Raw genomic sequence first — 14344 nt, forward strand, 5'->3', positions numbered from 1 at the left:
AAATCCGAAAAGACGCCGGGCTTTATAACTTGAGGAGAAACAACGCATGTATATAGCTGCTGTACTGGTGGGAGTGGTCCTAGGCGTCATCGCCGGCTTCTTCTTCGCCAGTCGAAAAGCGGATGCAGCGCTGGAGTCGCAACTTACGACGAAGCTTGAGCAATTGCGCGCGACGACGGTCGAGAAGACCAAAAAACGCGTCGAAGCCGAGCTTCGCGAAGAGCTGACCGGCGAGGTTCGTGGAGAATTAAAAGAAAAATACGACGAGGAGATCCGACAGACCGCAGAAGAGAAGGCTGCACATAAAATTGAGGAAGCAGAGAGCCGCGCCGCGGCGCTGCACAAGAGCGCAGAACTTGAAGCCGAGTCGATTAAATTAGAGGCCCAGAAGGCCGGCGATACCGAGCTGAAGGCGCGTCGCGCCGAGCTCCAAAAGCTCGAGCAACGCTTGAGCAGTCGCGAGGCGAGCCTGGACCAGCGCGCCGATAAATTCGACGAGCGCGACCAGCAAGCCGCCGGGCGCGAAGAGCGCCTGAACGCGCGCGAGAAGGAGATTAACGAGCGCGAAGATACCGTCGCGCGTGAGCTTGAGCGGGTGAGCGCCGAGCTTGAAAAGGTCGCCGGATGCACCGCCGAGGAGGCCAAGGCCGAGCTGGTCGAGACCATCCTGGTGGAGGCGCGCGCCGAGGCCACCCAGAAGGTGCGCGAGCTCGAAGAAGCCGCGCTCGACGAGGCCGACAAGCGCGCCCGCAAGGTGCTCGCCACGGCCGTCCAGCGCTACGCCGGTGAGTTTGTGACCGAGCGTACCGTCAAGGTCGTCCAGCTCCCCTCCGACGACATGAAGGGGCGGATTATCGGCCGCGAAGGGCGAAATATTCGCGCCCTCGAGGCCGCCACGGGCGTGGACGTGATCGTCGATGATACCCCGGAGGTGGTCGTCATCAGTGGCTTTGACCCGGTGCGCCGCGAGATCGCGCGGCTGTCGCTCGAGAAGCTCATCGCCGACGGGCGTATTCACCCGGCGCGCATCGAGGAGGTCGTCGAGAAGACCGAGCAAGAGATCGCCCAGGTCATCAAAGACGCCGGTGAGCAGGCCGCGTTTGAGCTCGGCGTGCACGGGTTGCACCCCGAGATCATCAAGCTGCTCGGCCAGCTTAAATACCGCACCAGCTACGGCCAGAATATGTGGTCGCACTCCATCGAGGTCGGCTTCCTATGCGGGCTGATGGCCGATGAGCTCGGCGTGGACGTGAAGTTGGCCCGCCGCGCCGGCCTGCTCCACGATATGGGCAAGGCGCTCACCCACGAGCGCGAGGGCAGCCACGCCCTGGTGGGCGCCGAGATCGCCGCAAAACACGGCGAAGTCGAGATCGTGCGCAACGCGATCGCCGCTCACCACGATGATGAGCCGCAAAATTCGGTCATCGCGCACCTCGTCATCGCCGCAGACGCCCTCTCCGGGGCACGCCCGGGCGCGCGTCGCGAGATTTTGGGCACCTATGTCAAACGCCTGGAAGCTCTGGAGAAGATCTCTCTGGACTTTAATGGCGTTGAGAAGACATACGCTATTCAGGCTGGCCGCGAGATTCGAGTCATGGTCTCGAGCTCCAAGGTCAGTGATAACGAAGCCTACGCGTTGAGCAAAAATATCGCGCGCAAGATCGAAGACGAGCTGACCTATCCGGGTCAGGTGAAGGTCTGCGTGATTCGCGAAACGCGAGCCGTCGATTACGCGAAATAATTCGCGCGTGTCGGAGGCGACGAACCGTCTATTTTTTTAGAAGAAAGAAGGATTTATGAGCGATTTTAAGAGCAGCATCCTGCAGGAATTGCAGTGGCGTGGATTTATTCAGCAGATGACCCATGACGGCCTCGATGAGGCGCTGGAAGCGGGGCCTCTGGCGCTCTATTGCGGCTTCGATCCCTCCGGTCCCTCGCTGCACGTCGGGCATCTTCTGCCGGTTTTGGGGCTCGCGTTCTTCAAGCGCCATGGGCACGCGCCGATGGCGCTGGTGGGCGGGGCGACCGGCATGATCGGTGACCCGAGCGGCAAATCTGAGGAACGAAATCTGCTCAGCGAAGAGGCCATCGGCGAGAACGTCAAGGGCATCCAGGCACAGCTTCAGGCCATCCTGGACCGCGCCGCCCAGATGCACCCCGAGACCCTCGGGGAGGGCGTCGCCGAGGCCGGCGCCGAGGTGCCGATCGTCAATAACGCCGATTGGCTCAAGCCCTGGAGCTTCATCGACTTTTTGCGCGAGGTCGGAAAGCATTTCCGGGTCAACGCGATGTTGGCCAAGGACTCGGTGCGCTCGCGCATCGAGGAGCGCGAGCAGGGCATCAGCTTCACCGAGTTCAGCTACCAGTTGATCCAGGCCTTCGACTTCTTCCAGCTCTATGAGCAGCGCAAGTGCCGCCTGCAGATTGGCGGGAGCGACCAGTGGGGAAATATCACCGCGGGCACCGACTTTATCCGGCGCAAGCTGAGCAAGGCGGCCTTCGGGATGACGTTCCCGCTGGTCACCGACTCCTCGGGCAATAAGCTCGGCAAGACCGCCGGTGGCGGCGCGGTGTGGCTCAACCCCGAGCGCACCAGCCCCTACGAATTCTACCAATATTGGGTGGCCCGCGAGGACGCCGACGTCCCCGGTCTGCTGCGCCTATTTACCTTTTTGCCCAGGGAGGAGATCGACGCGCTCATCGCCGAGATCGACGCCGGCGAGAACCGCGGTCAGGTCCAGAAGAAGCTCGCCTGGGAGGTCACCGCGCTGGTCCACGGCGCCGAGGAAGCCGACGGCGCCGTGCGGGCCTCGAAGATGCTCTTCGGCGAGAAGATCGAAGGGCTCACGGACCGCCAATTGGCGTCGATCTTTGGCGACATTCCGTCGACCGAGATTGCGCGCGCCGAGTTCGAGGGCGAAGGCATTGGCATCCTCGACCTGATGACGCGCACGGGCTTGCAGAAGTCCAACGGCGCGGCCCGTCGCCTCATCAAGCAGGGCGGGGCATATATCAATAACGAGAAGGTCGACGCCCCCGAGAAGCAGGTCACCCTCGCCGACCTCGCCAGCGAGTCGATGATGGTGCTGCGCAGCGGCAAAAAATCCTACCACGTCATTCGCGTGACGGATTGATGCCTGGCGGTTTCTGAGTCGTAAAAAAGGCCCGAGCGCGCGATATCTTTATCGGCGCGCTCGGGCCTTTTTTGGGGTAATTACCCGGTCTGCCGGCGAGCCAGGAATCTTGTCGAAGTCCGGGCACGAAAAAGCCCCTCCAAATCGAGATTTGGAGGGGCTTTAAAAATGAGCCGTGTAGGAATCGAACCTACGACCCGCAGATTAAAAGTCTGCTGCTCTACCAACTGAGCTAACGGCCCAAACATTGCTTTGATATTAAACGAAGGGTCACAGGGCTTCGTTTAAAAAAATGGGCCTTCGCAGCGCCTTAAATTTGGGCTGCGAAGGCCCGATACTCAAAGAGTATCCCGTACGGGATTTGAACCCGTGTCGCCGGCGTGAAAAGCCGGTGTCCTGGACCAAGCTAGACGAACGGGACGCAAAGCGAATCAAAAGTTTACAAAGACCTTCTTTGAGCGCTTACCAATGAGCCGTGTAGGGATCGAACCTACGACCCGCAGATTAAGAATCTGCTGCTCTACCAACTGAGCTAACGGCCCAACTGAGGTGCTCGTGCTTTTAAGCGCAGGGTCACAGGGCTGCGCTTAAAAATTTGGGCCATCGCAGCGCCTCAAGGGCGCTGCGAAGACCCGATACTCAAAGAGTATCCCGTACGGGATTTGAACCCGTGTCGCCGGCGTGAAAAGCCGGTGTCCTGGACCAAGCTAGACGAACGGGACGTGAGCCGTGTAGGAATCGAACCTACGACCCGCAGATTAAAAGTCTGCTGCTCTACCAACTGAGCTAACGGCCCGAAGTAACTTTAAAGTCAAAAAGACTCGCTGTTAGCTTCGTTCCTGCAGGCAGTGTTGCCAGCAGGACGGCGTTTATAAGTACGAAGGCGGTTGCTGTCAACAAGTATTTTATCTTTTTCCCGATAGATTTTGATTCATCGTTCGTGGACCCGCGCGCCGGTGGGGAGGGGTGGGTCGGAAAACTCAGTGCTTTCAATAATTTATGGGGCTTCTGATTTGGCCGAGGGTGTCTATTTTGTAGAAAGAGCTCTGATTTGATAGATTGATTGACGACGATCTTTTGGGCTGACTTTGGTCAGGCGCCGGGGCGTCGAGGTAATAAAATCAACCTGTGATGGTGGTAGGAGATCATGGCACGCTCATCGAAGGGAAGACGCTGGAGGGACACGCGCGATTCTTTGCCCGCAAGGCGCAGGCGGCGGCGGGCGAGGCGGCGCGATCAGCGGTGCTCAAGCGACTACTCTCCGATGATCGTGGACTCCGAGGTCGCGCTGCGCGGTGTGCGTATGCGCCTGCTCGGGGCGGTGTCGGCGGTGCTGCTCACCATGGTCTGCGCGGCCTACGTTTTCTTCACGGCGATGAACTCCTTCGGGGCCACCTTCGCGGTGGCGGTGGGGCTGTGCTCCCTCGGCGCGGCGGTGGGGTTGCTGTTGAGCGCGCGACAGGAAGAGTATGTCCACGCCTACGCCGCGCGCATGGAGCGCGGGGGCACGGGCGAAGAAGAAGGCGCCGCGGCGCTGGCGTTGCCCGAAGGAGAGCTGCTTCACCCCTTGCTCGCGCGCGAAGATCGGCTCAACCGCGCGCGGGTCTACCGCGCCGGCCAAGAACGGCCGCACGCGCCGAGCCTCGAAGGGCGACGACGCGCGTCCTCCGAGCATACCGACGGGGCGATTTAACGCGAATGATAGTGGGGGCGCGGCGGAGTCAGGCGGGGCGCAACCCCGGCCGACCCCGAGGCAATGGGGCGGCCAGGCGTTGCGGGTGCGGGCAGGCGAAGATCACTCCCCGCGATAGGTGCACGACGACGTGCAGGTCTCGTGGACCGTGACCGCGCTCAAATACTCCAGCGTCGGCGCCAGGCGCTTCCAGATCCAACCCGCCAATACTTCCGAGGTCGGATTCTCCAGGCCTTCAATCTCATTGAGATAATAGTGGTCGAGCTCGGCGTGCAGCGGCTGCCACGCCTCTTTGATATCCGTGAAGTCGATCAGCCAGCCGCTCTCTTCGCCGACCTCCCCTTTGACCTCGATCTCGATGGTATACGAGTGCCCGTGCAGGCGGCGACATTTATGCCCGGGAGGAGTATTCGGCAGGCAATGGGCGGCTTCGAAGGTGAACTTCTTCTTTAATTCGACAATCATTTGCTAGTTCCTCTGTGGGCTATATCGCGGGGCGCGCCGGTGAGGCGAATCGCTGGGCTCGATATATTGCAAGGTGTGTTAGGAATGAACGGATTTTGGGGCGTGTTGGGTGGGCGCCCGTATGTGTAATAAGCGCGAAAAGTCCAAAGCGCGCCTGTGCTCCTATAGCAGCCCGTATGGGATGCAACAACCCGCCGAAAGGATTGCAATCGAGGCGGCCCTTCCGATAAGAGAGGGCGCGCGCCTGTCCCGCCTGAGTTTCGGGCGGGGGTGTTGCGAAGACGTGCTTTATAAGTAGATGCGGCAAATTTTCCGGTGCAAAGGCCTCCGATGAGCAGTGCGAAGAAGAATAAACAGGCGTTTATGGAGGTCGTGAACGCGCGGCCCGTGGTATTCGACGGGGCGATCGGCACGCAGCTCTATGAGCGCGGGATTTATATCAACCGCTCCTTCGATGACGCCAACCTGACGCGCCAGGATATGGTGCGCAGCGTGCACCGGGCGTATCTGGCGGCCGGGGCGGATGTCTTGACGACCAATACCTTCGCGTCCAACCGCATCAAACTAAGCCGCCACGGGCTCGAAGATAAGGTCGAGGCCATCAACCGCGCCGGGGTCGAGTTGGCGCGCGAGGTCGCGGGCGACACCGCGTTTGTGGCCGGCTCGGTCGGGCCGACCGGCTTGACCCCGACGATGCTCACCGACGTGGAGCTCGACGAGATCCGCGCGGCTTTTAGCGAGCAGATCGACGCGCTGGCCAGGGCCGGCGCGGATCTGATCGTGCTGGAGACCTTCCGCCAGCTCAGCGAGATGCGCATCGCCATCGAGGCGGCGCGCGCGGTGTGTGATTTGCCGATCGTGGCCACCATGGCGTTTGACTCCGAGATGAAGACCGGCGACGGCGCCGAGCCCGACCGCGTGGCGATGCTCCTGGAGCAATGGGGCGCCGACGTCATCGGGGCGAATTGCATGGAGGGGCCGAAGGTGCTCTTCGACGTGGTCGAGCAGATGGTCGGCCACGGCGTGCCGGTCGCCGCTCAGGCCAACGCGGGGTATCCGCGTAAGGTCGAAGAGCGTCTCGTTTATATGGCGACCCCGGAGTATTTCGGGGTGTACGCGCGCCGCTTTTTCAAGCTCGGCGTGCGCATCGTCGGTGGGTGCTGCGGCACCGGGGCGGAGCATATCCGCCAGGTCGCCGCCGCCGCGCGGATGATGGGCTCGGGGCGCGTTCAGGTCGAGATGGCGCGCGTCGAGCGCGTGGACTCCCCCGCTGAGCCCGAGATGGAGCCGGTCGCCCCCGCCGAGCGAAGCGATCTGGCGGCCAAAATCCTGCGCGCCCAGCGCGAGCGCGTCCTCGCGGCGCCGGGTGAGCGACCGCCCTTGAGTCGGGATAATTTCGTGGTCAGCGTCGAGGTCAATCCGCCCGCGGGGCTGCGCATTCAGGATACGATCGAGTCGGTGAAGATGCTGATGGCCGGCGGCGTCGATGTCATCAACACCGCCGATGGCCCGCGCGCCTCGGTGCGTATGAATAACGGCGTCTTCGCCGCGCTCGCCCGCAAACACGCCGGCTGTGAGGTGATCGTTCATTATTGCGCCCGCGACCGCAATCTTCTGGGCCTGCAATCCGACCTGCTCGGCCTGCATGTGCTCGGGCTGCACAACCTGTGCGTGGTCACCGGCGACCCGCCCAAGGTGGGCGATTATCCGCACGCCACCGCGGTCTTCGACCTCGACAGCGTCGGGATGCTGCGCATGATCTCGAACTTCAACCGCGGCCTGGATCCGGCGGGTAAATCGGTCGGTGAGACCACGCATTTTTGGTGCGCCTGCGGCGCCGAGCCCGCAGCTCAGGACTATGAGCGCGAGATCCGGCGCCTGGAGCATAAGAAGGCGGCCGGCGCCGACTTCATCATGACCCAGCCGGTCTATGACCACCGCGTGCTCGAGAAGTTTCTGGAGGATATCGCCCACCTCGAGCTGCCGGTGCTCGTCGGGCTTTTGCCCCTGGCGAGCCATCGAAACGCGGAGTTTTTGCATAACGAGGTCCCCGGCATGGCGGTTCCCGACGGGATTCGCCAGCGCATGAAAGAGGCCGGCAGCGGCCCGAAGGCGCGCGCCGAGGGCGTAAAGATCGCCCAGGAAATTTTAGAGCAAGTCAAAGATCGCGTCGTCGGCGCCTATATCATGCCGCCCTTTGGTCGCTATGAGAGCGCCCTCGAAATCCTGCAATCGATTCCCGGTTACCCCGAGGTAAAGTGATGCCTATTTATAATGATATTGTTGAGTTGGTGGGGCGCACGCCCCTGATTCGATTGAACCGCGTCGTGGGTGATTGCCCCGCGGAAATCCTGGTCAAGGCCGAGTTTTTTAACCCGGCCGGCAGCGTCAAGGACCGCATCGGCAAGAATATGATCGAGCGCGCCGAGGCCGAGGGGAAGATCGGCCCGAATACGACCATCGTCGAGCCGACCAGCGGCAACACCGGCATCGCGCTGGCGTTTGTGTGCGCGGCGCGCGGCTATAAGCTGATTCTGACCATGCCCGACACGATGAGTTTGGAGCGCCGATCGCTGCTAAAAGCGCTGGGTGCGGGCCTTGAGCTAACGCCCGGAGCGTCCGGGATGCCCGGGGCGATCGCGCGGGCGCACGAGCTCGTCGAAGAGCTCGGCGACGCGTTCACGCTGCAGCAATTCGAGAACCAGGCAAACCCGGACGCCCACGTGAAATCGACGGCCGAGGAAATCTGGGCTGATTGCGATGGCAATGTCGACGCGATCGTCACCGGTGTTGGTACCGGCGGGAGCATCACCGGGATTGCGCGGGCGCTCAAGGCCAAGAATCCGAACTTTCGCGCCATCGCGATTGAGCCAACCGGCAGCCCGGTGTTGTCGGGCGGAAAGCCCGGGCCCCATAAGATTCAGGGCCTCGGCGCGGGCTTCGTCCCGGGCATCCTCGACACCGACCTTCTTGACGACGTCATCCAGATCGACAATGACGAGGCCGCCGAAATGGCTCGGCGAATCGCGGTCGAAGAGGGCATGCTCGTCGGCATAAGCTCCGGGGCCAATGTGCTCGGCGCGATTCGCATGGGGCATCGCCCCGACTTTCACGGAAAGCGCATCGTGACGATCCTATGCGACTCCGGCGAGCGCTACCTTTCAACACCTTTATTTCGCGGCCTATAAGCCACGAGCGCGTTGGCCCTTCAGGGCCTTGCGCTCACAATTCTGGACACCGAATGAGCACGAGCGTGACTGATAAAAGAGCGAAAGCAATCATCCAGGCCAAGGCCAAAGCCGCCGCACGCAAGGCGCAGACCCCGAAGGTCACGCCGCCGAGCATCCAGCCGGTCGGCGCGCGCGGATTATTGCGCGAGGCGCTCGAGGATATTCGCGCGGTGCGCCGCGCCGACCCCGCCGCCCGCAGCCAATTGGAGGTAGTGCTGGCGTATCCGGGGCTGCACGCCGTCTGGCTGCACCGCATCGCCCACCAGATGTGGAATGACGGGCAGTGGCTGCGCGCGCGCCTGCTGTCACACGTGGGCCGCCATTATACCGGCATCGAGATTCACCCCGGCGCCCAGATCGGCCGGCGCGTCTTCATCGACCACGGCATGGGGATCGTCATCGGCGAGACCGCCGTGGTCGGCGATGACTGCCTGATCTATGCGGGGGTGGTGCTCGGCGGGACCTCACTCGCGCGCACCAAGCGCCACCCGACGCTCGGAAAGGGCGTCACCGTCGGGAGTAACGCGTGCATCCTCGGGGATCTTCGGATCGGCGATGGCGCGCGCGTCGGCAGTGGTTCGGTGGTCATCAAGGACGTGGCCGAGGGCGCCACGGTGGTGGGTATTCCGGGGCGGGTGGTCTCTCAGCAAAAACGCTGCGGTACGCTCGGAGTGCCGGACCTGGACCACGCCGCGCTGCCCGACCCGATTCAGCGCATCGTCAAAGACCTGCTCGGCCAAATTGAGCGCCTGTGCGGACGCGTCGAGAGCCTTGAGAAGCTCCTCGACTTGAGCCCCGAGGAGCTCGACGAGATGCTAAAACGCCACGAGCTCCAGGACGATGTCGACCCGAAGCTCGTGGCGGCGAAAAAGGACAGCTAATTCCCTGAATTTGCAGGGGTTTAGATGTCGCTGAAGGCGATGCGGTCGTCGATCAAAAGGTTCGGGACGCCGTCCCTGACCGGGTAGATGAACCGCTCGTCTTCGCTGAGCAGACCACCGTCGATGATCTGCTGAACCGTGTTGCCCGCATGGTTTTTAAGCGCACCCGCGCGCACCGCCTCGTTGACCTTGCGCAGGTTCTCATCATCGAGCTCGCTGAGCGTCTGGTGGGTTTCCGGGCAGCGGTAAATGCGCGTCATCGGCTTAAAATTCACCATCTCAATTCTCCTCGCCCGTAGCGCTGTCCGCGGCGACCTCGTCTTTGACGATGATGTCGGCGGTGGTTTTGTCGGCGACGCCGAAATACGCCGCGAACGCGTCGAGCAGCTCGCGCTCCTCGTCGTTGATCGGGTCGCGCAGGCTGAAGAAGGAGCCGGAGGTCTCGGCGATCTCGCGGCAAAGCGCGATAATCGACTCCGACTTCCAATGATTCGGGTCTTCGTTGATCATGCGCGCGACCACCTGAGTGACCCGTCCAAAGAACAGGTCGGAGGGGCGCTCATTGATCAGAAGCTCCAGGAATTGGCCGGCCGGCGAGTCCTGGTGGATGCCGAAACCTTCGGCGAGCGAGTTAAGGCGCTCGCGCTCCTTTCGCGAGACATTGCCGTCGATCCAGGCCATCTGAATCAGGGGAACCAGCGGCAGGACGCGCGCCGTCTCGCCGTCAAACCCGAGCGAGAGCGCCTCCGCGGCCACATCTTCGTTGGTGTTAAGCACCACCTGGACGTTGGTTTGCTCCTGCTGACGGATGGACGCAATCTGGGCCTCGCGGCGGGCCGCAGCGATCTTCTCTAGGTCTTGCTTTTTGAAATAATCGTCTTCTTCGTTCGACATGGTCGTGCTCCGCAAAAAAGTGGGTTCTTAGCCACATAATATTTGGTTGATTCGGGGGCCAACGCCCCATCCATTGGCAACGGATTTCTTTTAGCATGAGAGGGCGTGGGATTAAAATGTCCCGGCTTGATTTATTGCCGAGAATTACATGGTGCTCGCCGGGCTGGCGGCATAAGTTGCGTTCTCTGGCTTGGCGGTGTCGCGCAAGTGCGCAGCGATTTTTTCTCGCCGGCGTTGCTTGATGCCATTTCAAGGCGCGTGGTATGTAACGGCGCGCAATATGACAGCTGTTCGCGTCATTTTCGCCTCAGAAGGCCACGCCGCGCGGATATCGCGCGGTGGCCGTTCAACTGGCGGGCGTCAGATCTCCGACTCGCCTGGGCTGGGTCGCAGGACCTCCAAATCGTTTGCTCTTAAGGATTATCGATGACTTTCAGCACCGACTCCGCTGTGGGACCTGGTCCCATCACCGCCAAAGAATTCGCGCAAACTGCGCGCACCTCGATTCAGGTTACGAGCCGCCAGGGCGATGTCTTTCGGGCCGAAGTCTTTCGCTGCATCAACGTCGCCACGGATCCTGAATTAGAGGAGGCGCTGCGCTCCGGTGAGTTATTCAAGGTTGAAGGGCCCGGCGAAGACGAGCCCTATGAGTTGGCGCTGCCGATCCGCTATCATGATGAAAAGAATAAGGTTTTCGCGCTTATTTTGCCCGAGTCCTTGCGCCACCAGGAGTTCCAGCTTCGGGCCGAAGTGCTACAGGACCTCGGCCGGGTCACCGATATCGTGCCGGATTATATCCGCGATATGCGCACCATTTACGGCGTCGAGCAGCTCGCCGGGCTCAAGAATCGCGACCTGGCGAAGTCCGCCGAGGCGCCCGAGCAGCTCCTCGCCGATGGCGGGGCGCCGGTCGCCGCGCCCGCCCAGCCGCGCGTCGAATTGGAAGAGGCCTGGAGCAAAGTTGAGCAGGAGCGCGAGCAACTCGCCCGCGAGCGCCAGCAGCTCGACGAAGTGCGCGAGCGGATCGACCGCGAGCGCGCCCGCATGGACGAGATTGACCAGGAGTTGAGCGCCGAGCGCGCCGAACTCGGCGAGCTGCGCTCCGAGCTGCAGGTCGCCAGCCTGAATCTCGAACAAAAACAGATGCAATTGGAGCAATCCGCGCCGCGCTCCGGGCCCGTCGAGGCGACCCAGGTCGTCACCGACGACCAATTCCTAGAGATCTACGAGAGCGTGGAGACCGAGGGCGTGGTGGAGCTCAGCGAGGGTTTTTATAGTGAGCCTTCCGAGAAGACCAATATCTTGGACACCCGCTACGCGCTGGGCGATATGCCGGCGGAGTTGAACGAGGACGCGGTCCTCAAGCCCTGCATCACGCGGGTCGACGCCGTTGGCGTGGCCAAGAAATACGAGGGCAAATCCGCCGCCGAAATCGAGGTCTTTAACCGGCGAGTCGTGGCCAAAGCGCAGGTCCCCAACGCAACCCTCGACGCGCTTGAGTCCGATGAACTTTCATTCTTTGTGCAGGGAACCTTCGTGACTCCGCCGGCAAAACCGGGCGCTGAGTCCGAGCCGCTGCCGTATCCCTTTGTTGGTCTGCTGCTCACCGCGCTCGACGACGAAGACCAGGCCACCGCCAGCGTGGGCTGGTCGCTCGATGTGGTTTCGCCAGACGATTCGGAGATCGTCGCGCAGCTCGAAGAAAAGGTTGAGCTTCATGTCGCGCTGTATAACGAGGCCGGCGACCTCCACGGGGTCTACGAGATCATCGCGCCGTTGCATCAGAACCTCGCCTGGATTCGGCGCCAAATCGAGGGGCGCTTCGAAGAGATGACCTCCGATGATCCGGCGCTTGAGTCGGGCGCCTACGCGCGCTCGGTCGAGATGTGGAACGCCGAGGGCTTTGAGCGCCTCGGCTTGCTGCGCCACAACTTCGCCGCCGATAGCTTCGCCGACGCCAGCACGCCGGCCGAGCTAAGCCTGGCCGCGGGCATCGTGGGCTTCTGGTCGGAGCCGGAGCGCTACGACTATTTGCTCGCTCACCGCTCCTTTCCGCTGGGACAATTCGAGGCGATTCAAAAGCGCGTCGTGCGCCGGGCGGTCCAGCAGGGTATCTGCATCGGCGAGGCGCTTCGTGCGCTCGCGCTTGAGATGTCACTGGCCAAAGACGAGGTCGAGTTGGCCCAGCGTCTGGTCGCCGAGTTCGTTGAGATCAGCGTCGGCCTTCGCCACAGCGACCTCAATCCGCTGCAAGAGTGGGAGAATTGGGACGGCTTGCTGGGGCTGGCTGAGGCTGTCGGCCACACGCTCGACCCTGACGTCTTGGAGCTCGCCGAGGCGAGCCTGAAGCGCGCGCAGGATTATCACGACGCGGAGGCCGACGGCGTGCCCCAGGTCGACTATGCCTCCGATGAGGACTTCGAACTCGAGGAGATCAATCACGGCGAGGTCGACCACGACCCGTCGCTCGGGCTCAGCTCCCCGCTGGTCGCCCGGCGCTCGGAGACCACCGGCGTGACTTATTTCCTCCCCGATGATGCGCTTCTCGACACCTTCGATGACCTCTCGGAGATGTCCTTTGACGACCTTAACTTGTTGCTCGAAGACTCCAGCGGTCGTCTCGAAGCCGCACAGATGTTGGTCGAGCGATTCGACGTAAAAGGGGCCGAGGCCGCGCTGGCCGGCGCCGAGCAGATGACCGCGACCGAGGTCGCCGCGCTCGCCCGCTTTGTCGAGGGCAAGGCCGAGAAATTAGAGGGCGGGTTGCACGAGCTCTTGAAGACGGGCGGGCCCAGCGCGACGTATATCGGCGCGCGCGCGCTCGCAGGCATCGCCAGTGAGCCGGCGATCCCCACGCTCGTCGCGGCATTCCGAGACCCGGCGCGCTGCGGGAATGTCCGCAACCTGGCTCGGGTTATTGCCAAATACGGGGAGGCGCTGCTGCCGGAGCTGAAGCGCTCCATTAAGGCCGACGGCCACGACGACTCGACCTCGGTTCTTTTAGTCGAGATGGAGCGACTCTACCCCGGCCTGCTCGCCAGACTTGCCATGGATCGCGCCAAAGAGGTACGACGCGCGGCCACCGCGGCGCGCGAGAGTAAACCCTGAGTCACTGGCGCCGAATTGACCGCGGCGCTGGGTTGACACGATTTGGCCGGCGTTTCGATTCATTAAATAGATTTTCCACCACAAGATGGTGTTGATTATGCGAGGGCGGCCCGGCCGATGACGCCGATTTGTCATTGGCCTGCTGGGCTCCTCGCCTCCTTCGACGCCGAATCCACGCAGCGAACCACCATGATTATCGGAATTTTTAGTGACGTGCATAGCAATCTCGAGGCATTGACCACCGTGGTCAAGGCCTATGAGGAAGACGAGCGCGAAGTCGATATGTACGTCTGCCTGGGCGACGTGGTGGGGTATTGCGCCAACCCCAACGAGTGCGCAGAGATCGTGCGCGATCTTACCGAGTACACCATTCTGGGGAATCACGACGCCGCCGTCTGCGGGCGCATGGACTATTCGTTCTATTACGAGGCCGCGCGAAAGGCGCTCGACTGGCACGCCAACGAGCTGCGCGAGCCCCTGCACGAGTGGCTGCGCACCTTGCCCTATTCGCAGGTCTGGGAGGACGTCGAGTTCTGCCACGGCTCCCCAATTAACCGCGAAGACTTCGATTATGTCTTCAATTTACACCAGGCAAATCAGCTCATTCCGCATTTCGACGAGCTCCAGCACGTCACCTTTATCGGCCACTCCCACCTGACGAAATCCTTTAGCCTGCACCCCGAAAAGGGCGCCGTCGAGACGACCGCGCCGTTTCTGGAGTTCGACCCCGAGCTCAAATATATCGTGACGGTCGGCAGCGTCGGCCAGCCGCGTGACAACGATAATCGCGCCTGCTTCGGCTATTATGACACCGAGGCGAAGACCTTTAGCTACGAGCGCCGCGAATACGATATTCGCAGCGCCGCGCGAAAGATCTTCGAGTCGGACCTCTCCAGTGATTTCGCAAAGCGTCTTTTCTTCGGAATCTGAACCGACTTC

Annotated in this window: 11 protein-coding genes and 5 tRNA genes; 8 read left to right on the forward strand and 8 right to left on the reverse strand. The window is 62.0% G+C overall.

The window, feature by feature from the left end:
- The first annotated feature begins 46 nt into the window (after positions 1 to 46).
- Positions 47 to 1741: a ribonuclease Y gene (gene rny / locus DN745_RS03885; RefSeq protein ID WP_111332362.1), complete on the forward strand. Its 1695-nt coding sequence runs from the start codon at positions 47 to 49 to the stop codon at positions 1739 to 1741.
- 55 nt (positions 1742 to 1796) lie between these two features.
- Entirely contained in the window at positions 1797 to 3134 is a 1338-nt protein-coding gene (gene tyrS / locus DN745_RS03890; RefSeq protein WP_111332364.1) for a tyrosine--tRNA ligase, read from the forward strand.
- Positions 3135 to 3303: 169 nt separating this feature from the next.
- Here tyrS and DN745_RS03895 read toward each other — a convergent pair.
- From DN745_RS03895 to DN745_RS03915, 5 genes are all read right to left on the reverse strand, one after another.
- Positions 3304 to 3376, reverse strand: a tRNA-Lys gene (locus DN745_RS03895).
- 104 nt (positions 3377 to 3480) lie between these two features.
- A tRNA-Glu gene (locus DN745_RS03900) sits at positions 3481 to 3555 on the reverse strand.
- Between the two features lie 48 nt (positions 3556 to 3603).
- Positions 3604 to 3676: transfer RNA gene (locus tag DN745_RS03905), tRNA-Lys, on the reverse strand.
- A 105-nt stretch (positions 3677 to 3781) separates the two neighbouring features.
- Positions 3782 to 3856, reverse strand: a tRNA-Glu gene (locus DN745_RS03910).
- A 1-nt stretch (position 3857) separates the two neighbouring features.
- A tRNA-Lys gene (locus DN745_RS03915) sits at positions 3858 to 3930 on the reverse strand.
- A 468-nt stretch (positions 3931 to 4398) separates the two neighbouring features.
- Here DN745_RS03915 and DN745_RS03920 point away from each other — a divergent pair.
- Positions 4399 to 4827, forward strand: a complete 429-nt coding sequence (locus tag DN745_RS03920; RefSeq protein ID WP_111332366.1) for a hypothetical protein — start codon at positions 4399 to 4401, stop codon at positions 4825 to 4827.
- Between the two features lie 102 nt (positions 4828 to 4929).
- Here DN745_RS03920 and queD read toward each other — a convergent pair whose 3' ends face one another.
- Positions 4930 to 5292 carry a 6-carboxytetrahydropterin synthase QueD gene (queD, locus tag DN745_RS03925; protein WP_111332368.1) on the reverse strand — a complete coding sequence of 121 codons (363 nt, stop codon included), beginning with the start codon at positions 5290 to 5292 and terminating at the stop codon, positions 4930 to 4932.
- 330 nt (positions 5293 to 5622) lie between these two features.
- Here queD and DN745_RS03930 point away from each other — a divergent pair, with 330 nt between their 5' ends.
- From DN745_RS03930 to cysE, 3 genes are all read left to right on the forward strand, one after another.
- Complete coding sequence (locus DN745_RS03930) at positions 5623 to 7554, forward strand: bifunctional homocysteine S-methyltransferase/methylenetetrahydrofolate reductase (RefSeq protein WP_204355083.1); 1932 nt, start codon at positions 5623 to 5625, stop codon at positions 7552 to 7554.
- Complete coding sequence (gene cysK, locus DN745_RS03935) at positions 7554 to 8480, forward strand: cysteine synthase A (protein WP_111332370.1); 927 nt, start codon at positions 7554 to 7556, stop codon at positions 8478 to 8480. Before DN745_RS03930 ends, cysK begins: the two co-directional genes overlap by 1 nt.
- Before the next feature lie 65 nt (positions 8481 to 8545).
- Complete coding sequence (cysE, locus tag DN745_RS03940) at positions 8546 to 9403, forward strand: serine O-acetyltransferase (protein WP_239497566.1); 858 nt, start codon at positions 8546 to 8548, stop codon at positions 9401 to 9403.
- A gap of 20 nt (positions 9404 to 9423) precedes the next feature.
- Here the strand turns inward: cysE and DN745_RS03945 are convergent, their stop codons facing one another.
- Together DN745_RS03945 and DN745_RS03950 are read right to left on the reverse strand one after the other, a co-directional pair.
- Positions 9424 to 9681, reverse strand: a complete 258-nt coding sequence (locus DN745_RS03945) for a Trm112 family protein (RefSeq protein WP_111332374.1) — start codon at positions 9679 to 9681, stop codon at positions 9424 to 9426.
- 1 nt (position 9682) lies between these two features.
- Complete coding sequence (locus DN745_RS03950; RefSeq protein ID WP_111332376.1) at positions 9683 to 10297, reverse strand: tellurite resistance TerB family protein; 615 nt, start codon at positions 10295 to 10297, stop codon at positions 9683 to 9685.
- Between the two features lie 426 nt (positions 10298 to 10723).
- Here DN745_RS03950 and DN745_RS03955 point away from each other — a divergent pair, with 426 nt between their 5' ends.
- Together DN745_RS03955 and DN745_RS03960 are read left to right on the forward strand one after the other, a co-directional pair.
- The gene (locus DN745_RS03955) at positions 10724 to 13405 is read left to right on the forward strand and encodes a CpXC domain-containing protein (protein WP_111332378.1); all 2682 of its coding nucleotides are present in this window, start codon (positions 10724 to 10726) and stop codon (positions 13403 to 13405) included.
- 189 nt (positions 13406 to 13594) lie between these two features.
- Positions 13595 to 14335, forward strand: a complete 741-nt coding sequence (locus DN745_RS03960) for a metallophosphoesterase family protein (RefSeq protein WP_111337534.1) — start codon at positions 13595 to 13597, stop codon at positions 14333 to 14335.
- The last annotated feature ends 9 nt before the right edge of the window (positions 14336 to 14344 follow it).

It is taken from the genome of Bradymonas sediminis, assembly GCF_003258315.1.
In the GTDB taxonomy this organism is placed as follows: Bacteria; Myxococcota_A; Bradymonadia; order Bradymonadales; family Bradymonadaceae; genus Bradymonas; species Bradymonas sediminis.